This is a genomic window from Citrobacter sp. MGH106 (genome assembly GCF_001037495.1).
In the GTDB taxonomy this organism is placed as follows: domain Bacteria; phylum Pseudomonadota; class Gammaproteobacteria; order Enterobacterales; family Enterobacteriaceae; genus Citrobacter; species Citrobacter murliniae.
The window spans coordinates 1,942,393-1,962,991 of record NZ_KQ089822.1 but is presented as its reverse complement, the minus strand read 5'-3'; the positions used below and the strand labels follow the sequence as shown (position 1 = coordinate 1,962,991).

The window sequence follows — 20,599 nt, the reverse complement described above, 5'->3', positions numbered from 1 at the left end:
CTTTATTCCATCGAACTAGTTAACTAGTACGCAAGTTCACATGAAGAAGGTATCTGAGATGAAAGCAACATTTGTACTGCATGGTTGGTGGCGCACTTCCTGATTTCGGGCAGTGTCTTACGTCTGCAATATGCAACCAGATACCAGGCCCGCTAAATGAGCGGGCTTTTTTTTGAACAAAATTAATGAGAATAACGATGCAAACACAAAAACCGACACTTGAACTGCTGGCCTGTGATGCCGCCTATCGTGAGAATCCGACAGCATTGTTCCATCAGGTCTGCGGCGCTCGCCCGGCGACGTTGTTGCTGGAGTCTGCCGATATCGACAGCAAAAATGATCTGAAAAGCCTGCTGCTGGTCGACAGCGCGTTGCGTATTACCGCTTTAGGTGACACTGTCACCATTCAGGCGTTATCTGCTAACGGTGCATCGCTGCTCCCTCTGTTGGATGCCGCCCTGCCCGCAGGTGTTGACAATGAGAAACAGCCAAACGTCCGCCAGTTGCGTTTTCCGGCCGTAAGCCCATTGCTGGATGAAGATGCCCGCTTATGTTCGCTTTCCGTTTTCGATGCTTTTCGTTTATTGCAGGAACTGGTCAACGTTCCGGCGCAAGAGCGTGAGGCGATGTTCTTCGGCGGTCTGTTTTCCTACGATTTAGTCTCCGGATTTGAAGATTTACCTCAGCTTGAAGCGGGTAACCGTTGCCCTGACTACTGCTTCTACCTGGCTGAAACACTGATGGTCATCGACCACCAGAAAAAAAGCACTCGCATCCAGGCCAGCGTATTCACCCCCAGTGAAGAGGAAAAACGCCGTCTGAATGCGCGTCTGGCACAGCTGAGCCAGCAGTTAACCGAACCTGCGCCGCCGCTACCGGTCACGGATGTACCAGACATGCGCTGCGAGTGCAATCAGAGCGACGAAGAGTTCGGTGCAGTCGTACGTAGCTTGCAAAAAGCCATTCGTGCAGGCGAAATTTTCCAGGTGGTCCCTTCCCGCCGTTTTTCGCTTCCTTGCCCGTCACCACTGGCCGCTTACTATGTGCTGAAGAAGAGCAATCCCAGCCCGTACATGTTTTTCATGCAGGATAATGATTTCACACTGTTCGGTGCATCCCCGGAAAGCTCACTGAAATACGATGCCACCAGCCGCCAGATTGAGATCTACCCGATTGCCGGGACCCGCCCTCGCGGTCGTCGTGCAGACGGAACGCTGGATCGCGATCTCGACAGTCGTATTGAACTGGAGATGCGCACCGATCACAAAGAACTTTCTGAGCACCTGATGTTGGTGGACCTTGCACGTAACGACCTGGCACGAATCTGTACACCGGGCAGCCGCTACGTTGCTGATCTGACCAAAGTTGACCGCTATTCATTTGTTATGCACCTGGTCTCCCGCGTCGTGGGCGAACTGCGTAACGATTTAGATGTCCTGCATGCTTACCGCGCCTGTATGAACATGGGTACGCTGAGCGGTGCGCCAAAAGTTCGCGCCATGCAGCTTATCGCGGAAGCGGAAGGTCGCCGCCGCGGTAGCTATGGCGGAGCAGTAGGCTATTTCACTGCCCATGGCGATCTGGACACCTGCATTGTGATCCGCTCCGCGCTGGTGGAAGACGGCATTGCCACCGTACAGGCCGGTGCCGGGATTGTTCTGGATTCTGTTCCGCAGTCTGAAGCCGATGAAACTCGTAATAAAGCACGTGCGGTTCTGCGTGCTATCGCTACCGCGCACCATGCACAGGAGACATTCTAATGGCTGATATTCTGCTGCTCGATAACATCGACTCTTTCACCTATAACCTGGCAGATCAGCTGCGTACTAACGGTCATAACGTCGTCATTTACCGTAACCATATTCCGGCACAGACGTTAATTGACCGGTTAGCGACTATGAAAAACCCGGTACTGATGCTCTCGCCAGGCCCCGGTGCGCCAAGCGAAGCAGGCTGTATGCCGGAGCTGTTAACCCGTCTGCGCGGTAAGCTGCCGATCATCGGCATTTGTCTGGGACATCAGGCGATTGTCGAAGCCTACGGTGGATATGTGGGTCAGGCTGGTGAAATTTTGCACGGCAAAGCCTCCAGCATTGAGCATGACGGCCAGGCTATGTTCGCAGGTCTGGCGAATCCGCTGCCGGTAGCGCGCTATCACTCGCTGGTAGGCAGTAACGTTCCAGCCGGACTGACCATTAACGCCCACTTTAACGGCATGGTGATGGCGGTGCGCCATGACACCGATCGCGTGTGCGGTTTCCAGTTCCATCCTGAGTCGATTCTCACCACCCAGGGCGCACGTTTACTGGAACAAACGCTGGCCTGGGCGCAACAGAAGCTAGAACAAACCAACATCCTGCAGCCAATTCTGGAGAAACTGTACCAGGCTCAAACGCTCACACAACAGGAGAGCCACCAGCTTTTTTCCGCCGTAGTACGTGGTGAACTGAAGCCCGAACAACTGGCCGCTGCGCTGGTGAGTATGAAAGTGCGTGGTGAGCATCCAAATGAAATCGCTGGTGCAGCCACCGCTCTGCTGGAAAATGCCGCACCGTTCCCGCGTCCGGACTATCTGTTCGCCGATATCGTTGGTACCGGCGGCGACGGCAGCAACAGTATCAATATTTCCACCGCCAGCGCGTTCGTCGCCGCAGCCTGTGGGTTAAAAGTAGCTAAACACGGTAACCGTAGCGTATCCAGTAAGTCTGGATCCTCGGATCTGCTGGCGGCATTTGGCATCAATCTGGATATGAACGCCGATAAATCCCGGCTGGCGCTCGATGAACTGGGCGTCTGCTTTCTGTTTGCGCCGAAGTACCACACCGGTTTTCGTCACGCAATGCCGGTCCGCCAGCAGCTAAAAACCCGCACGCTGTTTAACGTACTTGGGCCGCTGATTAACCCGGCGCATCCGCCGCTGGCGCTGATCGGTGTCTACAGTCCGGAACTGGTACTGCCGATTGCCGAAACGCTGCGCGTACTGGGATATCAGCGTGCGGCCGTGGTTCATAGCGGCGGAATGGATGAAGTTTCACTGCATGCGCCAACCATCGTAGCTGAGCTGCATGATGGCGAAATCAAGAGTTATCAGCTGACAGCGGATGACTTTGGCCTAACGCCATACCATCAGGAACAGCTGGCAGGCGGCACTCCGGAAGAAAACCGTGACATTCTCAGTCGCTTGTTACAAGGTAAAGGTGAAGCCGCTCACGAGGCTGCTGTTGCCGCGAATGTCGCCATGTTAATGCGCCTGCACGGTGAAGAAGATTTAAAAGCCAATGCGCAAACTGTGATTAATGTACTGCGCAGCGGAGCGGCTTATGACCGTGTCACTGCACTGGCAGCAAGAGGGTAAATGATGCAAACCGTTTTAGCGAAAATTGTCGCAGACAAGGCGATTTGGGTAGACGCCCGCAAACAGCAGCAACCACTGGCCAGCTTTCAAAATGACGTTCAGCCGAGCTCCCGTCATTTCTACGATGCGCTGCAGGGGACCCGCACCGCGTTTATTCTGGAGTGTAAAAAAGCGTCCCCGTCAAAAGGCGTGATCCGCGATAACTTCGATCCGGCTCAAATTGCGGGTGTGTATAAACATTATGCTTCAGCGATTTCTGTACTGACCGACGAGAAATATTTTCAGGGAAGCTTTGATTTCCTGCCAATTGTTAGCCGCATCGCACCGCAGCCGATCCTGTGTAAGGACTTTATTATCGATCCTTACCAGATTTACCTGGCGCGTTATTACCAGGCGGATGCCTGTCTGCTGATGTTATCGGTATTAGACGACGAGCAATATCGCCAGCTCTCCGCCGTGGCTCACAGTCTGAAAATGGGCGTACTGACGGAAGTCAGTAACGAAGAGGAACTGGAACGCGCGATTGCACTTGGCGCAAAAGTCGTCGGTATTAACAACCGTGATTTACGTGACCTGTCGATTGACCTGAATCGCACCCGCCAGCTGGCACCGCGACTGGGTCACGGCGTAACCGTCATCAGCGAGTCCGGCATCAATACCTACGGCCAGGTACGTGAACTTAGCCACTTCGCCAATGGTTTCTTGATTGGATCCGCGTTGATGTCCCATGACGATCTCCATGCCGCGGTGCGTCGCGTTCTGCTCGGCGAAAATAAAGTGTGCGGCCTGACCCGGGCGCAGGATGCAAAAGCTGCGTATGAAGCAGGTGCGATCTATGGCGGGTTAATTTTTGTCCCCTCTTCTCCGCGCGTCGTTGGTGTTGAGCAGGCACGTGAGGTCATGGCAGGCGCACCACTACAGTATGTCGGCGTGTTTCGTCATCACGATATTGATGACGTGTGTGTAAAAGTCAAAAATCTGGCGCTCACAGCCGTGCAATTACACGGCAACGAAGATCAGACATATATCGATACGCTGCGCGCCGCATTGCCGGAACACGTGCAAATCTGGAAAGCGTTAAGCGTTGGTGAGTCACTGCCTGCCCGGAGCTATCAACATGTTGATAAATACATTTTCGACAACGGGCTCGGCGGCAGCGGTCAACGTTTTGACTGGACACTTTTAGGCGGACAATCGCTGGATAACGTTCTTCTGGCTGGCGGACTTGGCGCAGATAACTGCGTTGAGGCAGCTAAAACCGGCTGTGCCGGTCTCGATTTCAATTCTGGCGTAGAGTCGCAGCCGGGCATCAAAGACGCTCGTCTTCTGGCTTCGGTCTTTCAAACACTGCGCGCATATTAAGGAAAAGGACATGACAACATTACTCAACCCCTATTTTGGTGAATTTGGTGGCATGTATGTGCCGCAGATTCTGATGCCAGCGCTGCGTCAACTGGAAGAAGCATTCGTCAGTGCGCAGAAAGACCCTGAGTTTCAGGCTCAGTTTACCGATCTGCTGAAAAACTATGCGGGTCGCCCTACTGCACTGACCAAATGCCAGAACATCACCGCAGGCACAAACACCACGCTGTATCTCAAGCGTGAAGATCTGCTGCACGGCGGTGCGCACAAAACCAACCAGGTGTTGGGCCAGGCGTTACTGGCAAAACGCATGGGGAAAACCGAAATCATCGCGGAGACCGGCGCGGGTCAGCACGGTGTTGCGTCTGCTCTCGCCAGTGCTCTGCTGGGCCTGAAGTGCCGCATTTACATGGGTGCAAAAGACGTCGAACGCCAGTCGCCAAACGTCTTCCGTATGCGCCTGATGGGTGCAGAAGTGATCCCGGTACACAGCGGTTCCGCCACGCTGAAAGATGCATGTAACGAAGCGCTGCGCGACTGGTCTGGCAGTTACGATACCGCGCACTATATGCTCGGTACGGCGGCTGGCCCGCACCCATTCCCAACCATTGTGCGTGAATTCCAGCGCATGATCGGGGAAGAAACCAAAGCGCAGATCCTGGAAAAAGAAGGACGCCTGCCGGATGCGGTTATCGCTTGTGTCGGCGGTGGTTCAAATGCTATTGGCATGTTTGCTGATTTCATAAACGACGCCAGCGTCGGTCTGATTGGCGTTGAGCCGGGTGGTCACGGAATTGAATCCGGTGAACACGGCGCACCATTAAAGCATGGTCGCGTCGGGATTTACTTCGGTATGAAATCCCCCATGATGCAGACCGAAGAGGGACAGATTGAAGAGTCCTACTCGATTTCCGCGGGCCTGGACTTCCCGTCAGTCGGGCCACAGCATGCTTATCTGAACAGCATCGGTCGTGCTGACTATGTTTCGATTACCGATGACGAAGCGCTGGAAGCCTTTAAAACGCTGTGTCTCCATGAGGGAATTATTCCGGCACTGGAATCTTCTCACGCCCTGGCACACGCATTGAAAATGATGCATGAAAACCCGGAAAAAGAGCAGTTGCTGGTGGTCAATCTCTCCGGTCGCGGCGACAAAGACATTTTCACCGTACACGATATTCTGAAAGCGCGAGGGGAAATCTGATGGAACGTTATGAAAGCCTGTTTACCCAGTTGAAAGACCGCAAGGAAGGCGCTTTTGTCCCTTTCGTCACCCTCGGCGATCCTTCTGTTGAACAGTCACTGAAAATTATTGATACATTAATCGACGCCGGTGCCGACGCACTTGAACTTGGTATTCCGTTCTCTGACCCACTGGCTGACGGCCCGACAATTCAGGAAGCCACATTACGTGCGTTTGCAGCAGGCGTCACGCCGTCGCAGTGTTTTGAAATGCTGGCGCTGATTCGTCAGAAGCACCCTGCCATTCCTATTGGCTTGCTGATGTACGCCAATCTGGTCTTCAGCAAAGGTATTGACGAGTTTTACGCTCAGTGTGAAAAAGTCGGCGTGGATTCTGTGTTAGTGGCTGATGTGCCAATTGAAGAGTCAGCACCGTTCAGGGCTGCTGCATTACGCCATAACGTTGCACCTATTTTCATCTGCCCGCCGAACGCTGACGACGAACTGTTACAACAGATTGCCGCCAGTGGACGCGGTTATACCTACCTGCTTTCGCGGGCAGGCGTAACAGGTGCAGAAAATCGGGCAGCGTTACCGTTGCACCATCTGGTCGAAAAATTGAAAGAATACAATGCGCCTCCCGCCTTACAGGGCTTTGGTATCTCTGCGCCTGAGCAGGTAAAAGGGGCGATTGAAGCAGGTGCTGCTGGCGCCATTTCCGGCTCAGCGGTTGTAAAAATCATCGAAAAAAATGTTTCAGCTCCGGAACAGATGCTGTCTGAACTGAAAGCTTTTGCCAGTGCGATGAAAGCCGCCACCCGTCAGTAATTTATAAAGCCGCCAGAACTTCCTCTGGCGGCTTTTATACTTTTGCCAGTTTCATCTTATACATTTCGTTATCCGCATTCTGGATTGCCACATCCAGCTCACCATTAACTTCTGCAATACCCCATGACACCGACAGCGGCACTGTATGGCCATCCACCACAAATACGTGGCTGTTGACCTGCCCACTAATACGCTCGGCTATGGCAAGAGCATCACTCGCCTGGGAGCGAAACAGCAGGATCATAAATTCATCCCCACCGGTGCGGATCACGATATCGTGACTGGTTCGGGTGTTAGACAGCATTCTGTTGGCAATAGTTTGCAGCGCACGATCCCCAGCCGCATGACCCCAGGTGTCGTTGACAGCCTTGAACTTATTACAGTCCAGCAGCACCACTGAACAGTGTGATAAATCCCGTCGTTTGATAATGTCGAGGATCTTGCGATTAAAACAGCCGGTCAGGGAGTCGATATATACCTTGAGATCACTCTCATTAAGCCATGTTTTCAACGAAAAGCTGATCATAATGAAGAAGAATGGCGCCAGGAGAATAACAATCCCGGCCTGGGGATCCCGCACCATAAATCGGCTGAGTGAGATTGAATAATGCAGGGCATATTTTTCTGACAAACTTCTGACCGAGTAGTGGGCGCCATTACATTTTCCGGATAAACAAAGACTCTCCAGGTTGAGTAAATTGACCAGCGCCACGTTAAGTCCCGCCGGGATCCGATACTCAAACGCGTTCGCCAGCGCCTCCTTTAGTTCCGGCTTCGCATGGTCATAAACCAGGTACGCCACAATATGGTCAGTGACTTCTTTACCTGAAAGATCGTAGATATAACTCACCACGCTAAACGCCTTTTCACCGGTAATTTTATCGGTATAAAAGTTCGTTGAACTGAGAGCTTTGTTTTTGACATTTTTTTGCAGTAATCGGGTATAAAAATCGACGGGCGGATAGAAAAAACTGGAAACATCCTTCGCCATCTCAGAATCAGAATAATTGAAGTTACGAGCATCGGCAGGCATAAACCAGTAAAAATAGTCAGCATCCTTGGCGATGATATAACGATGTGCATCGAAGGTCCCCGGATTCAGCTCGTTCACCTTCCCTCGAATAAACTCAGCCGCCGTGTACATACACAGAGCCTGACTACTGATTTTTTTGGCGATAATACTCCCCGATGCCGAATGTACACGCGCTCGATCGGCATTGATTCCCCATTCGTCCTTATTCCGCGGAACGAATTGCGACATATCGCCACATTGCCCGGCATTTCTGATGTGATGATAGCGTTCCCCAATTGCATCAGAGAGAAGTTCATTGTCGTTAAAAATGTCCATCATGCGCGATTGCAGACGGTTGATCCCTTCACTCGCAGTGGCCATACGTTGTTCGTAAATGATAAACAGGAACAACGAGGTAAATATCAGAGTAATCAGGCCCGATACCAGCAATGCCTGCCTGTTTCTGAGCTTATCCTGCACAATCTTCACGAACCCACCCTGATAGTTAACAGTATGACCAAACCAATTACCCGCTTATATTGTTGCATAACAGCCCTGAGTGCTTGTCAAAGATGTCAATTATTCTGTTACTGATGATAAGGTGAAGTCACACCGTCTCCGAGAGATAAAGTTACAGATTTATTTAAAAAAAGCACATTTTTTGTTAACAAAAATCACAAGTTAGCTATCACCAGCGATCGGACAGGCCGCCCGACAATCGCTTACGCCCGCAACATAACCAGTTTCGATTTCATAGACAGGGCTGGCGCTGCAGCGAGAATTTGTTTCAGGCGATAAATTTGCTTAAAGAGTAGCATTACATTGAAGGGGAAAAGGCCGGATGAGAAGTACAGAACATAAAAAAAAGGAGACGGAAGTGCCAGTAATGATGGCGCGGCACTGGCTGGCCAATTCGCATTACCCTCGTGACATAAGTCGTTGGCAATACAGAAAATCAGGGACCAGAATGGGTGCATCCTCTGTCAATACCGCGCCGATTTCCCCTTGCTTTGGTTCCCCCCTAAATTAAACGCTTTGAGAGGGAAGCAGCGGAAGTTGAGACTCAATGATGTCTCAGTTGTCCATTGCTATGTTTAGGTCCTATTCGACCTGCCTCTATCAGAATTTCCTCTATGAGTTCTTCAAGGCACTCCTTTCCATGATGATCACAGACAAGATGCACCTGTCGGGAAATTTCGTCGTGCTTCATACCATCACATAATGCTGCCTTGAGCATTAAGGTGGCCCATCGTTTTGCTTCAGAGTGAGTTAGCATAACCCCTCCCGATATTTGATACCTCTATAAGCGTAGCTGTCTGGGTGTGAATCACCGGACTTTCCTGGCTTCATAAGTCTAGCGGACTCGAAGAAGATCTGCGTATCTGGTGGTATAACGAGGAGAGAGCATTTCTCGCTTCATCTGCCACTGTTGCTGGATCCCCTGCCCGGCGAAATACAACGTCCCTCTGCCCTCTTTAGCATTCAGGAGATCCAGTACCTCCATCAATTTTTCACTGCCTGCACGCGGTGCGTTATCATCAAACAAATTGAGCTGGGCCACGCCCTGGCTGTAAAAATCACCCAGCATGACTCCCGCTTTCTGATAGCGATATCCAGTTTTCCATATGGCATCCAGGCTTCGTATCGCTGCAGCAATGATATCCCTGCTGTCCTGAGTTGGAGTAAGCAGCTTCACCGATGCACTGTTACTGTAAAACGGTTCATTCAGCGCAAATGGCGAGGTTTTAACGAAAACGGATATGAACCGGCAATATTGATGTTCGCTACGCAGTTTTTCCGCAGCTCGCGACGCATAGCTGCAGATAGCCTGACGCATAGCCTCATATCCGGTGATCCATTCACCAAACGACCGGGAACAGACTATTTCCTGTTTAGCCGGTGCAAATTCTTCCAGCGCCAGACAAGGTTCAGCACGCAATTCACGTACCGTTCTTTCGAGTACGACAGTGAAATGCTTGCGAATAAAACGGATGTCGGTATCAGCCAGATCCAGAACCGTTTTAATCCCCATGCTGTCCAGTTTTTTGCTGATACGGCGCCCCACCCCCCAGACTTCATCGACAGGCAATGCAGCCATGAGTTTGCGCTGTCGCTCAAGATTCGATAAGTCCACAACACCGCCCGTCTGCCGCGGCCACTTTTTTGCCGCATGGTTAGCCAGCTTGGCCAACGTTTTGGTCTGGGCAATGCCGACCCCGACAGCGAGGTGAGTGCGCTGTTGTATCGTTGCACAGATTTCCCTGCCGAAGTCGGTCAGATCACGACAATTCCTTACGCCCGTCAGATCGCAGAACGCCTCATCTATACTGTACATCTCCACGCGGGGGGACAACTCTTCCAGTGTGGACATCACCCGGAGACTCATATCCGCGTAGAGTTCATAATTACTGCTAAAACACACTACTCCGCAGCGGCGAAACAAATCCTTTTGTTTGAAATATGGATCGCCCATTTTTACCCCAACGGCTTTTGCTTCAGGACTTCGGGCTATAACACAGCCATCGTTGTTTGACAGAACGACAACCGGCCTTCCCTTCAAATCTGGCCGGAATGCCGTCTCACACCTGGCATAAAACGCGTTCACATCAACCAGTGCAAACATGATTAGACAGTCGCTTTTACGATAAACGTCACCACACCAAAGACATCCAGCGTCTCCTCGCTACCCAGCAGAATGGGAGCGTAGGCGCTGTTCTCCGGTTTAAGCATAACTGTCGGGTGAAGTTGCAGACGTTTAACCGTGAATTCACCATCGATAGCAGCAATAACAATATCGCCATGAACTGCTTTTCTGGAACTGTCGACGACCAGCAAATCACCATTACTGATCCCTGCCCCAATCATGGAATCCCCGGAAGATTTTACAAAATACGTTGCGCTGGGGTGACGCACTAACAACTCATTCAGGTCAATACGCTTCTCAACATAGTCCTGAGCTGGCGAGGGGAATCCGCAGGGCACATGGTCACTGAATAGCGGGAAGCTTTTGATTTCGCGGAGTTCCGCAGGCTGGAAAAACAACATGATGATCTGCCTTCACAATAACTGTATTTATATACAGTAGTATTTTATGGAAAACAGATCAAGAAAGGGATGTCCATGCTGATTTTGCCTGCTGCAGGCTTAACGATATTGCGGTTCATCCTGTCGCATTTTTGCAATCAAGTTACCGAGTTTTTCCTGTTGATTACCATCATCATCGAAGTTATCTGCCGCTAACCATTTTTCGTAGGCGATGCGCAACGCAGGATACTCACCGTCAATGATTGAATACCAGGCGGTGTCACGGTTGCGCCCGCGGTACACAACGGCCTGGCGGAAAATGCCTTCAAATCGGAAGCCGAAGCGTTCTGCCGCCGCTCGGGACGGAGCATTGAGTGAGTCGCACTTCCATTCCAGCCGGCGATAACGGAGCTCCTCAAAAACATAGCGAAGCAGCAGCGCCATAACCTCCGTAGATATACGCGTACGCTTCATGCGCGGCGAATAGGTCACATAGCCGACCTCAATGACCCCGTTAGCGGGATCAATCCGCATAAGTGCAACCGTACCAGACGGCTTGCCGCTGGCCTTATCAATCACAGCGTAATGCAGCGGATCGCGCAACGTTTTGGCACTCAGCAGACTGGTGCGGTAGGATACTTCACTCTCGAAAGGTCCTGACGGCAGATAGGTCCAGTCGCGCTCATCCGGCGCTTCGCAGTATGCCTCATAAAGATCAGCTGCATGACGTTCAGCGCTGATGCGTTCAAGCCGACAATAGCGACCTTCCAGTGATTTTTCACCGGGAAGTTTCGCGCCACTCCAGCCAGAGAGTTCGGCGCCGACAGGCTGGTTAAAGCGATTCATTATATTAGTCATGGTGACGATCAGCTCCTTTGAGACGGGATCATTAACAGAGTCAGAGGATGAAATAATTGTGGTATCCTGAAAAGAGCCACGGTTTTAGTTTTTGATAGGTCCACGACATATGTTTGATATCACCGCCCCTCTGACGCCGGGGGCAATCTCCCCAGGCGGTGAACCGCTATCTCTGCAAAAACAGCTTACAGAGCGTATTCAGCAGGCGATTCTGAGTGGCCACCTGCCGGCGGGCTCGAGCCTGATATCATCCCGAACGCTGGCAAAAGAGCTCGGTGTATCGCGAAATACCGTTGTGAACGTTTATGAACACCTGGCAGCAGAAGGGTATATTCTGGCCGATCGCCAGGGCACTCGTGTGGCATCCCTGTCAGGCGCCGACCGCAAAAACGTCTCCCCGGTATCGCCGGACACGCCCGCAGTCCGTCTGGCTGATCGCCTCAGACCGATTCTGGAAACCCCGTTACAACCGGTACACGATGCACTGTTATCTCCCGGCATGCCCGCAATCAGGGAATTTCCGCTGGCTGCCTGGCGACGCTCCCTTGACCGGGCGGTCAGACAGTTGCAATCCCACTCGCTGGGCTATAGCGAACCGGCAGGCGAACGCACTCTACGAGAAGCGATAGCAACGCATCTGTATGTTGCGCGCGGAGTGCGTTGCGATGTTTCCCAGATAATCGTGACTGAGGGAGCAAAACAGGCGCTGGAGCTTTGCGTAACGCTGCTGACAGATCCTGGCGATACAGTCTGGATGGAAGACCCCGGCTATCGTGGGGCAAAGGCAGCATTCTCTGCTGGTAATTTGCATACGGTATTGATGGCGGTGGACGAAGAAGGTATACGCGTACCAAAGGATGCATGGACGACCCATACACCAAGGCTAATTTATACCTCCCCTGCCCATCAATATCCCACCGGGGCGGTGATGTCCGTCGCCAGACGACTGGCGCTGATTTCAAAAGCCAGCCGCACCGGAGCATGGTTGATAGAAGACGACTACGATGGCGACTTCAGGCACTCTGGCGGACCGATAGCCAGCATGCAGGGACTCGTATCACATACGCCTGTACTCTACATCGGCTCGTTCAGTAAGACGATGTTTCCCTCCTTAAAGCTGGGATTCCTTGTACTTCCTGCGCGCGTAATGGCACAGGCAAAAACGGTATTGAATGAAATTCTCCGAAATGGCCAACAATTGCAGCAGATGGCTATGGCTGATTTCATGAAAAGTGGAGAGTTTGGCCGACATCTGGGGCGGATGCGACGACTCTACCGCGAGCGCCAGCGTATTTTACGCGAGGCGCTGATAGCCGACTTTTCACCAGATCAGATTCTCGGGGGTAAATCAGGAATGCACCTGACGCTGAAGCTGGCAGCGGGAGATGATGACAAAAGGATCGCTGAATTAGCCCACCAGCATGGTCTGGGCGTTCAGGCTTTGTCATCATTCTGTACGAGGCCCGGCGCGGTTTCTGGTCTTGTGATTGGCTACGGAAATACCTCCAGTAACGATATTCCGGCGGCGATCGGCATGCTTACAGACCTGATTAAACAAGGGCGGAACGTCAAAACATGCCGCAGTTAAGCGTGAGCGTACGTAACATCCAATTTAAACCTTATGATGCCTGAGTGTGACGCACAGGGAATGCGGGGAGTACCGCATTCTGTAGTACTCGTCCGGCATCAGAAGAGAAAGTTAGTGTCTCACCCACGATTTGCGTTTCAACAATTCTCCCGTCGTCCATCACCATCACCCGGTGGCAAAAACGTTCGACAAGGCGTAAATCATGGGTAATAAACAGGCAGGCAGTGCCAAACTGCTGTTGCAGTTTTTTGAGCAAGCGAATTACGCCAGCTTGCAGCACCAGATCAAGGTTAGACACCGCTTCGTCCAGAATTAATAGCTTAGGCTCAACGCTCAATGCCCGTGCGAGACAGACACGCTGTAGCTGACCACCGCTGAGCTGTGGCGGACGTTTGTCGAGTATGCTGTCGTCCAGATCAACCGCTTTAAGCATTTCGTTTGCACGCGCGAGTTGTTCTGTTTTACTAAGTGATAGCAGGTGGCGCATGGGTTCACGTAAAATATCACGTACGGTTTTACGTGGGTTAACGGCACTAATGGAGTCCTGAAATACCATCTGAATATCCCGGCGAAATGCTTTTTGCTTTGTCCGATTCAACCGGGTGAGTGGCTCTCCCCGCCAACTGACGCAACCCTGAGTCGGAGATTCTAAACCAACAAGCAAACGTGCCAGTGTGCTTTTGCCACAACCACTGCGCCCCAGCAAAGCAACCGTTTCACCGCTTTTAAGTGTTAATGAAACATCCTTTAATACAGACTGATGCTGGTGTCTGCCGCTCAAATTCGCATGGGCATACTGATGTGAAATACCCGTGACCGTCAGTAGTGTCATAAGACTAACTCCATGCCGTACAAAGCAAGATGTGCAGAAACCAGATTACGCGTGACGGTATGTTGAGGCGTCCGAAACAGAGTTTGAACGTCGCCGTACTCAACGATATTGCCATGATCCATTACCGCCACCTCGTCGGCCAGTCGCGCCACTACGCCCATATCATGGGTCACCAGCAGCATCCCTGGCGCACGAGTTTGCATAATGCTGTCCAGCAAATCGAGAATGCGCGCTTGCGCGACCACGTCCAGATCGGTTGTCGGTTCATCTGCCACAATAAACGGCGCATCACACAGCACCGCCATTGCAATCATCATGCGTTGCAACATACCACCACTCATTTCAAAGGGATAAAGAGTGAGAACACGAGCGGCATCCTCTAACCCCACGGCCTCCAGAGTCGTGATAAGCGTGGCATCATCTGCAGGTTTCCCAAGCACGATGCAGGTTTCCCGCGCATGTGCAGCCATGGTTCGCAGCGGATTAAATGCGCTGCGTGGGTTCTGCATAATTGTCGCAACTTTTACACCACGCAGATCGCCAGGGGAAACCGGTTTACCATCTGCAAGAACGGCTCCCGCAGTTTGATGGACACCCGACGGAAGAATGCCGAGCGCGGCGGCACAGGTTAGCGATTTTCCGCTTCCACTTCCCCCTACCAGTGCCAGTACACGTCCGCGTTTAAGCGACAGTGACACGCCGTTGACCAGCGGTTTCTCTGCATGCAGAACAAGATTTTGCAGCTCAATTTGTTGTGGCATCAGTGGGCATGCTCCGTGACGAGATGGGGATCCAGATGATCACGCAGTGCATCCCCCACCAGATTGAAGGCCATTACGCTGATAAACAGCGCCAACCCTGGCCAGAACATTTGTAGCGGCTGAGTCCAGATATACTGGCGAGCGTCGTTGATCATGACACCCCATTCGGCAGTTGGCGCGGTCACACCGAGGCCAAGAAATGACATTCCCGCCACGTGCAGCATCATATGACCAATATCCAGAGTTGCCAGGACGAGCAATGAGGGGATCACCGCTCCGGCCAGATGGTCGATAAATATTCTGACATTACCGGCGCCGGAAAGTCGGGAAGCGAGCACAAATTCACGTTGGCGTAAGGAGATAACCAGGCTACGTACCATTCGTGCATACCATGCCCAATGCGACAGAGCGATAGCTATAATGACATTGGTCAGTCCTGTACCCAGCACACCGACGAGGAAAAAAGAGAGGATTGAAGTCGGAAAAGTCATAAACATATCCGCGACACGCATTGTGGCCTGATCGACACGGCCGCCAATCAATCCTGCGCTTCCTCCGACGATCAGCCCCAATGTCAGTACCAGAATTAAACAGGCCATGACCGAACCGAGCGACACCCGGGTTGCTGCCAGCAAGCGGGAGAAGATATCGCGCCCCAGATGATCAGTCCCCAGCCAATGCTGGCTATCGGGGGCTAACAGACGCGATGGTAAATCAATTGACTGCGGATCATAGGGTAACCACCACTGGCTGGTAAGCGCAATCACAGCCAGCAAAACAATAACGATCAGTGCCAGACGTACCGACCAGCGTGAAGAGAGGTAAAAGTTCAAGAATGCGCTCCTTCATGACGGCGAATACGTGGATCTACTGCGGCATTCAGTAAATCAACCACCAGATTACAAACAACAAATACCACCACCATAATTAGCGTAAAGCATTGGATCACCGGATAATCACGGTTGAAAATTGCCGATACGGCATAACGTCCAACGCCTGGCCAGGCAAAGATATTCTCAATAATCATCGTTCCACCAATCAATTCGCCAATGTGCATTCCCACAGCGGTGATCATCGGTAACGAGGCATTACGCAGAATATGACGGCGTTCGATTTGCTTCTCGTTCAGGCCGCGCAGACGCGCCCAGGTAACATGACGCTGCCCGGCAACCTCTAGCATGCTTGCACGCAGCAAGCGGGCATTAATCGCCAGCGACATAAAAGCAATCGACACAGCAGGAAGAATGATGTACTGCCAGCCGCCGTAGCCCAGCGCGGGCAGCCACTTCAAATAAACCGAGAAGAACATGACCAGCAGAAAAGCGAGCCAGAAGTTGGGCATTGATACACCAAGAAAGGCGATTATCCGCACAACAAAATCTGGCAGGCGGTCGCGATGACGAGCAGCCCAAATTCCCAACGGTACAGAAGTTAGCAGGATCAGTACCAGTGCAGCGCCCGCCAGCTGTAAAGTGGCAGGCAGAAAGTGCATCACATCATCCAGCACCGGGCGCTGAGTAGCAAAAGAGATACCAAAATCCAGATGCACGGCCTTCCACAGCCAGCGACCGTACTGCACAATGAGTGGTTGATCCAACCCAAGCATGACTCGTGTGGAAGCCACCATATCAGGCGTTGGGGGCAGGTTAGATAAACGTAAGTAATCAAGTGCCGGGTCGCCGGTTCCCAAACGCAACATTAAAAAGATAACCACTGACGCGGCGAAAATCATCGGAATCAGCAGCAGAATTCGCCGTATAGCATAACGCAGCATCAGTGTTTCACCGGTTTTATCTGTTCAAACGGGATTTCCGAGGCAATCGGTGCGTAAGGGATCTCCCCCAGGCCAGGTTTAGCGACCACCATCATCGACATATAACTGATTGGTAAGTAAACCGCTTCATTATGCAAACGGGTCAGAATGTCACGATACAGCTCCTGGCGCTGAGTTTTATCTGTGGAAATCAGCACGTCACCAATCTCTTTGTCGATTTGCGCTTTGTCGGGAAGACCAAGCTGGGCCTGGTAGTCAGCATGGGATGGTACACGCATTGAACTCATGAAAGCATGTGGATCATACGGCGCCCCCCAGGTGCGATTGAAAATCATACCAAAGCGACCATCGCGCTGACGGGCGTATATACTGCTCTCCTCTTCCCCGACCAGAGCAACATCCACACCAATCTGGCGCATATTTGCCTGCATAATCTCAGACATTGATTTGCTGAGCGCATCGGTACCGACATAGGCCAGTTCGATATGTAACGGTTGACCGGCTTTTTCTCGAATTGTTTTTCCGGCGGGCAGAGTCCAGCCAGCTTGTTCCAGCAAAGATTTTGCGTGCTGTGGATCGTATTCGCGCGGCTTCAAACCGATATTGGCGTAAGGGACGGATGGCGCAAACAGCGTATCTGCTACCTGCTGAGTACCGTACAACGCATTTTTTATCAGCGTTTTTTTATCAACTGCATAATTTAATGCTTCACGCACAGCCAGTTCATTAGTTGGTGCTTTTGCTGAGTTGAGCGCCAGCATCACGGTTTCAACAGGTGCTGAAAGCTGCGTTCTGTATTCAGGGTTCTGACTGAAGCGTGCGAAGGTATCAAGAGGCAGTAGCCCTTCATTTCCATATAACAGATCGATATTACCTGTTTCAAAAGCGACAGCCCGTGTGGTTGGATCCGGGATCACTTTGACAGTAACCTTTTGAATTTGAGGTTTTCCACCCCAGTAATGCTCATTGCGCACCAGCACATCATACTGGTTGAGTTTCGATTCTTTCAGCACCCAGGGCCCGGTGCCAACCGGCGCTTTAATTCCGTTCAGGGTTTCGTTATTTTTAAACTGAGAAGGTGCAATAAAACGGAAAGGTCGCGGCAGGGTCAACTCTTGCAGGAAAGGATAGTACGCATCCTTCAGTGTGATTTGCAGTTCATTTTTACTTAACGCTTTAACATCCGTGATTTGATTGGTTAACTCCAGCCAGGCATGCCGTTTACGGTTATCCAGTACTGCGCGGAAGTTTTCCACTGCGGCCTGAGCATCAAATTCTTCACCGTTAGAGAATTTAACATCATCACGTAAGTTGAAAGTCCAGGTTTTACCGTCTTCCGAGTGACTCCAGCTTTTTGCCAGCCACGGAATTACCGAACCATCCGCCTGATATTTCACCAACGGCTCATAAACCATGCTCTGAGCAAACATCTGGTTAGGTGTATAAAGATGTGGGTTTAACGGCCCCACATTCACCGGCCATGCAGTGGTGATTTCATCGGAGGCTGCTGCCTGTGCAAAAAAAGGCGCGCATGCCAGCAGCGCTATGAGTGTGCGGTTTAGTCTGGACAAGATGGTGCCCCCGAAGACGATAGATGTAAGTTAAAAAAGTATGATGATTTTAGTAATTCATCATACTTTTTAATTGTTCAGGATCAATGCCAGGATAAATAAGCTTTTCGTTATCAATAAATTTTGTTGGGAAGTAGCAGGAAATTCGCGACTGGCTACGACAGCGACATGTGGGAAAGAATAGAGAAAACTGGTCGGTAAAAGGCCTTCATATCGCCTGGCTATCATCAAGATCACAAATCAGAACCAAATCGTCGTATGGGTTAAGTGAGAAGTCCGCAATCAATAATGCCCCTGCGAGATACCATCATCACGACTGAGAATGATTATCGTTATTGATTTTCCCTTCGATCTTGTTAGCATGCTGCTTGCGGATGGAACGTTGTTAACTACAGGAGCGGAGCCTTATGGAATCAGGGATGACACTCAAATACTATCTTAAAAATAGTGTGTGGAGCGTAATAGTAATTGGTGTATTTTTCTATTCCTGGATGAACAACCCCGAGAGTGAGTTGACATATCAGTTATTCCTCGCTGTGTTGATTAACTCGTTTTTATTCCCTTTTTCAAAGTATATTATTGAAAAAACCGCCCTTTTGTTTTCAAAAAAAGAATTCTGGCAACGAGACTTCTTCACTAGCTCCACAGGTGGCAGTTTAGTCGTTATTTTTGAATTTTTCTGTTTTATCCTGACAATTCCAGTTTGCATATTATTTTTAGCTGTGAAATCTGTTAAAACCCTTTCAAAATTATGAGATTTTAATGCTTAAATGTCTCGGTCTCTTAATCAAATGGGGAGCCGGTCATAAAAGGCTCACCGGCTAAAGCGGTGAGCTCGTTTGGTTATTAACGTATCACACTAACATTTTCCAGTTTCACTGGATTTTCAGGTTTATCTCCCAATTGCTGAGTAACCGGCACGAAGACGTTGAGATCTTGCAGCCAGGCAAGTTTGTCACGACTTCCCGGTTGCCCTTCATTAGTTGCATGACACTCCACTAATAGATATTTCCCACTAAACTCAGGTGCAATGCTATGTGCATCTCCCTCTTCCGTTACGTCGCAACGTAGCGCTGATGCAGTGACTTTCTTATTGGAGTCAATACTGTCCCATTGAGCCTGATATTGTTGACCAGCCACTAACGGGAAACGCAGGTCCGTCTGCAATGTGTTAAGCAATGTAGTGCTACTACTAATAGACATGGTGAACTTCAGCTGTAGCTGATTACCCAGAGTTAAACGTTGCACCGTCCAGATACCATAATCTTCCAGCTTGCGTATATATCCATCCGGTTGTGCATCCAGTTGTACTTTGGTCTTGCCAAGCGCACTAACTTCGGTATAACGAATCTGTTTAAAGCGAGGAATCGCCCATGGTTTGATCAATGACTGAGTCTGGTGTTCAATAGCAGCAGACAGAGGGAATTTATTCAGCCACTGCGGATTATTATTACTCAGTTCGGGCATTGATGGCCCCATCAATGTTGAGGCTTGCTTGTTAGCGGCGGGTATAAAATGCCCTTCGGCTTTGAATGATTTCCCCGCGGGTAACTGGCAGAGTTGCTCAAAGCGTTGTGCCTTTTGCGTGTTAATTTTGAAGTCACTCTTACGACGGACAATATCAGCAGTGATAAGTGAGTCCGTAACGCGCCCCTCACTGTCGAAGTTCATTAACGCTACAGCATCTCCTTGATGCGTTTTACAATTATATAAGTAATGCTCAATCTTTAATTCCAACGGTGCATCATAAGGCGGTTCCCAGATGATATCAGCAAAGTCATACCCCATACGTACCGACAAAATATCACCAATGCGCTGGATGTTATTAACATCGACAAGTTCGGTAATGCCGACTGTATCCGTGGGAGATAATCTTTCCCAGATTGCATCTTTTATCGGTAGCTGGCAAACCGCGCGTATATCCTCTTCCGTCATTTGCTTATCATCTTGAGCAGGAGCATAACGGAGGTAACTGTTGCCGTAATAGCGAGCTTTGGTAAATCCCTCCTCATTCAATAAATCCTTGTAGAGAAGCTGTGCCTTACCCTGTTTACAATCAACGGAACGCCATTGCTGAGCCGTTTTTCCGTTATTGAAGTTTAGCGACACCATATAATTCACACGATCGTGAATTCTGGTTACAGACAAGGGGTTAACACCACCACCTATCAATGCAGGTTTATCAGTAGCCTGAACGAGAGAAAACGGCAACAGCGCCAGAAAACAAAGTGGACGCACTAAAGGTCGAATACAATACATATATGTTCCTTCATATATTGATTAAGAAATAAAGGTATCGGCATCAAGGGATAAATTATTAGTCTGACGCATCCTATCACTAAACTCGCGTGAGGATAGTGACGGACGCTCCTGGCACTTATCAGCCCTGGTGAGGTAGCGCACCGTTATGGAGGTATCGGCAGTGGAGGTGCAAATCCTTTCATGCGGACAA

The 20,599-nt window shown here is 50.6% G+C and carries 18 protein-coding genes and 1 other annotated feature; of the genes, 8 read left to right on the top strand and 10 right to left on the bottom strand.

Features of this window, described 5'->3' with window-relative positions:
- The first annotated feature begins 58 nt into the window (after nt 1–58).
- The 6 genes from trpL (at nt 59) to trpA (ending at nt 6,727) form a co-directional block, all read left to right on the top strand.
- On the top strand, nt 59–103 hold the full coding sequence (trpL, locus tag SK36_RS23565; protein WP_012905981.1) for a trp operon leader peptide: 45 nt from the start codon (nt 59–61) through the stop codon (nt 101–103).
- Nucleotides 80–174, top strand: a sequence feature (Trp leader region). Its footprint overlaps the gene before it by 24 nt.
- Before the next feature lie 23 nt (nt 175–197).
- The gene (locus tag SK36_RS09380) at nt 198–1,760 is read left to right on the top strand and encodes an anthranilate synthase component 1 (RefSeq protein ID WP_048221380.1); all 1,563 of its coding nucleotides are present in this window, start codon (nt 198–200) and stop codon (nt 1,758–1,760) included.
- Nucleotides 1,760–3,355 carry a bifunctional anthranilate synthase glutamate amidotransferase component TrpG/anthranilate phosphoribosyltransferase TrpD gene (gene trpD / locus SK36_RS09375; RefSeq protein ID WP_045443535.1) on the top strand — a complete coding sequence of 532 codons (1,596 nt, stop codon included), beginning with the start codon at nt 1,760–1,762 and terminating at the stop codon, nt 3,353–3,355. Before SK36_RS09380 ends, trpD begins: the two co-directional genes overlap by 1 nt.
- Before the next feature lie 3 nt (nt 3,356–3,358).
- Nucleotides 3,359–4,717, top strand: a complete 1,359-nt coding sequence (gene trpCF, locus SK36_RS09370) for a bifunctional indole-3-glycerol-phosphate synthase TrpC/phosphoribosylanthranilate isomerase TrpF (protein WP_045449642.1) — start codon at nt 3,359–3,361, stop codon at nt 4,715–4,717.
- 10 nt (nt 4,718–4,727) lie between these two features.
- Complete coding sequence (gene trpB, locus SK36_RS09365; protein WP_045443538.1) at nt 4,728–5,921, top strand: tryptophan synthase subunit beta; 1,194 nt, start codon at nt 4,728–4,730, stop codon at nt 5,919–5,921.
- Nucleotides 5,921–6,727 carry a tryptophan synthase subunit alpha gene (gene trpA, locus SK36_RS09360; RefSeq protein ID WP_045443540.1) on the top strand — a complete coding sequence of 269 codons (807 nt, stop codon included), beginning with the start codon at nt 5,921–5,923 and terminating at the stop codon, nt 6,725–6,727. The genes trpB and trpA overlap by 1 nt, the downstream gene beginning before the upstream one ends.
- 34 nt (nt 6,728–6,761) lie before the next feature.
- On the opposite strand, the gene SK36_RS09355 is transcribed toward trpA, so the two are convergent.
- The 4 genes from SK36_RS09355 to SK36_RS09335 form a co-directional block, all read right to left on the bottom strand.
- On the bottom strand, nt 6,762–8,228 hold the full coding sequence (locus SK36_RS09355; protein WP_048221379.1) for a GGDEF domain-containing protein: 1,467 nt from the start codon (nt 8,226–8,228) through the stop codon (nt 6,762–6,764).
- Between the two features lie 865 nt (nt 8,229–9,093).
- The gene (locus SK36_RS09345; protein WP_048221377.1) at nt 9,094–10,362 is read right to left on the bottom strand and encodes a Y-family DNA polymerase; all 1,269 of its coding nucleotides are present in this window, start codon (nt 10,360–10,362) and stop codon (nt 9,094–9,096) included.
- 2 nt (nt 10,363–10,364) lie between these two features.
- Nucleotides 10,365–10,784: a translesion error-prone DNA polymerase V autoproteolytic subunit gene (locus tag SK36_RS09340; protein ID WP_045443549.1), complete on the bottom strand. Its 420-nt coding sequence runs from the start codon at nt 10,782–10,784 to the stop codon at nt 10,365–10,367.
- Between the two features lie 99 nt (nt 10,785–10,883).
- Nucleotides 10,884–11,621, bottom strand: coding sequence for a GNAT family N-acetyltransferase (locus SK36_RS09335; protein WP_048221376.1), 738 nt, complete (start codon nt 11,619–11,621; stop codon nt 10,884–10,886).
- A 109-nt stretch (nt 11,622–11,730) separates the two neighbouring features.
- On the opposite strand from SK36_RS09335, the gene pdxR reads away from it, so the two are divergent.
- Entirely contained in the window at nt 11,731–13,209 is a 1,479-nt protein-coding gene (pdxR, locus tag SK36_RS09330) for a MocR-like pyridoxine biosynthesis transcription factor PdxR (RefSeq protein WP_048221375.1), read from the top strand.
- 31 nt (nt 13,210–13,240) lie between these two features.
- On the opposite strand, the gene nikE is transcribed toward pdxR, so the two are convergent.
- The 5 genes from nikE to nikA are packed head-to-tail and all read right to left on the bottom strand — an operon-like array spanning nt 13,241 to nt 18,150.
- The gene (gene nikE, locus SK36_RS09325) at nt 13,241–14,041 is read right to left on the bottom strand and encodes a nickel import ATP-binding protein NikE (protein ID WP_048221374.1); all 801 of its coding nucleotides are present in this window, start codon (nt 14,039–14,041) and stop codon (nt 13,241–13,243) included.
- Complete coding sequence (gene nikD / locus SK36_RS09320) at nt 14,038–14,802, bottom strand: nickel import ATP-binding protein NikD (protein WP_045443561.1); 765 nt, start codon at nt 14,800–14,802, stop codon at nt 14,038–14,040. The genes nikE and nikD overlap by 4 nt, the downstream gene beginning before the upstream one ends.
- Nucleotides 14,802–15,635 carry a nickel ABC transporter permease subunit NikC gene (gene nikC, locus SK36_RS09315; RefSeq protein ID WP_045443564.1) on the bottom strand — a complete coding sequence of 278 codons (834 nt, stop codon included), beginning with the start codon at nt 15,633–15,635 and terminating at the stop codon, nt 14,802–14,804. Before nikC ends, nikD begins: the two co-directional genes overlap by 1 nt.
- Nucleotides 15,632–16,576, bottom strand: a complete 945-nt coding sequence (gene nikB / locus SK36_RS09310) for a nickel ABC transporter permease subunit NikB (protein WP_045443567.1) — start codon at nt 16,574–16,576, stop codon at nt 15,632–15,634. Before nikB ends, nikC begins: the two co-directional genes overlap by 4 nt.
- Nucleotides 16,576–18,150 (bottom strand): nickel ABC transporter substrate-binding protein, encoded by a 1,575-nt coding sequence (gene nikA / locus SK36_RS09305; RefSeq protein ID WP_048221373.1) that lies wholly within the window; start codon nt 18,148–18,150, stop codon nt 16,576–16,578. Before nikA ends, nikB begins: the two co-directional genes overlap by 1 nt.
- Before the next feature lie 404 nt (nt 18,151–18,554).
- Here nikA and SK36_RS24660 point away from each other — a divergent pair, with 404 nt between their 5' ends.
- Entirely contained in the window at nt 18,555–18,902 is a 348-nt protein-coding gene (locus SK36_RS24660) for a colicin E1 family microcin immunity protein (protein ID WP_045443573.1), read from the top strand.
- 91 nt (nt 18,903–18,993) lie between these two features.
- Here the strand turns inward: SK36_RS24660 and SK36_RS09295 are convergent, their stop codons facing one another.
- On the bottom strand, nt 18,994–20,406 hold the full coding sequence (locus tag SK36_RS09295; protein ID WP_048221372.1) for a hypothetical protein: 1,413 nt from the start codon (nt 20,404–20,406) through the stop codon (nt 18,994–18,996).
- Nucleotides 20,407–20,599 lie beyond the last annotated feature (193 nt).

Bases quoted from the DNA above. Each gene is read 5' to 3' on its own strand.
- nikE (WP_048221374.1), bottom strand. From the start codon at position 14,041: ATGACACTACTGACGGTCACGGGTATTTCACATCAGTATGCCCATGCG.
- SK36_RS09380 (WP_048221380.1), top strand. From the start codon at position 198: ATGCAAACACAAAAACCGACACTTGAACTGCTGGCCTGTGATGCCGCC.
- SK36_RS09335 (WP_048221376.1), bottom strand. From the start codon at position 11,621: ATGACTAATATAATGAATCGCTTTAACCAGCCTGTCGGCGCCGAACTC.
- nikD (WP_045443561.1), bottom strand. From the start codon at position 14,802: ATGCCACAACAAATTGAGCTGCAAAATCTTGTTCTGCATGCAGAGAAA.
- SK36_RS09340 (WP_045443549.1), bottom strand. From the start codon at position 10,784: ATGTTGTTTTTCCAGCCTGCGGAACTCCGCGAAATCAAAAGCTTCCCG.
- SK36_RS09295 (WP_048221372.1), bottom strand. From the start codon at position 20,406: ATGTATTGTATTCGACCTTTAGTGCGTCCACTTTGTTTTCTGGCGCTG.
- trpA (WP_045443540.1), top strand. From the start codon at position 5,921: ATGGAACGTTATGAAAGCCTGTTTACCCAGTTGAAAGACCGCAAGGAA.
- trpCF (WP_045449642.1), top strand. From the start codon at position 3,359: ATGCAAACCGTTTTAGCGAAAATTGTCGCAGACAAGGCGATTTGGGTA.
- SK36_RS09345 (WP_048221377.1), bottom strand. From the start codon at position 10,362: ATGTTTGCACTGGTTGATGTGAACGCGTTTTATGCCAGGTGTGAGACG.
- SK36_RS24660 (WP_045443573.1), top strand. From the start codon at position 18,555: ATGGAATCAGGGATGACACTCAAATACTATCTTAAAAATAGTGTGTGG.
- nikB (WP_045443567.1), bottom strand. From the start codon at position 16,576: ATGCTGCGTTATGCTATACGGCGAATTCTGCTGCTGATTCCGATGATT.
- trpD (WP_045443535.1), top strand. From the start codon at position 1,760: ATGGCTGATATTCTGCTGCTCGATAACATCGACTCTTTCACCTATAAC.
- trpB (WP_045443538.1), top strand. From the start codon at position 4,728: ATGACAACATTACTCAACCCCTATTTTGGTGAATTTGGTGGCATGTAT.
- pdxR (WP_048221375.1), top strand. From the start codon at position 11,731: ATGTTTGATATCACCGCCCCTCTGACGCCGGGGGCAATCTCCCCAGGC.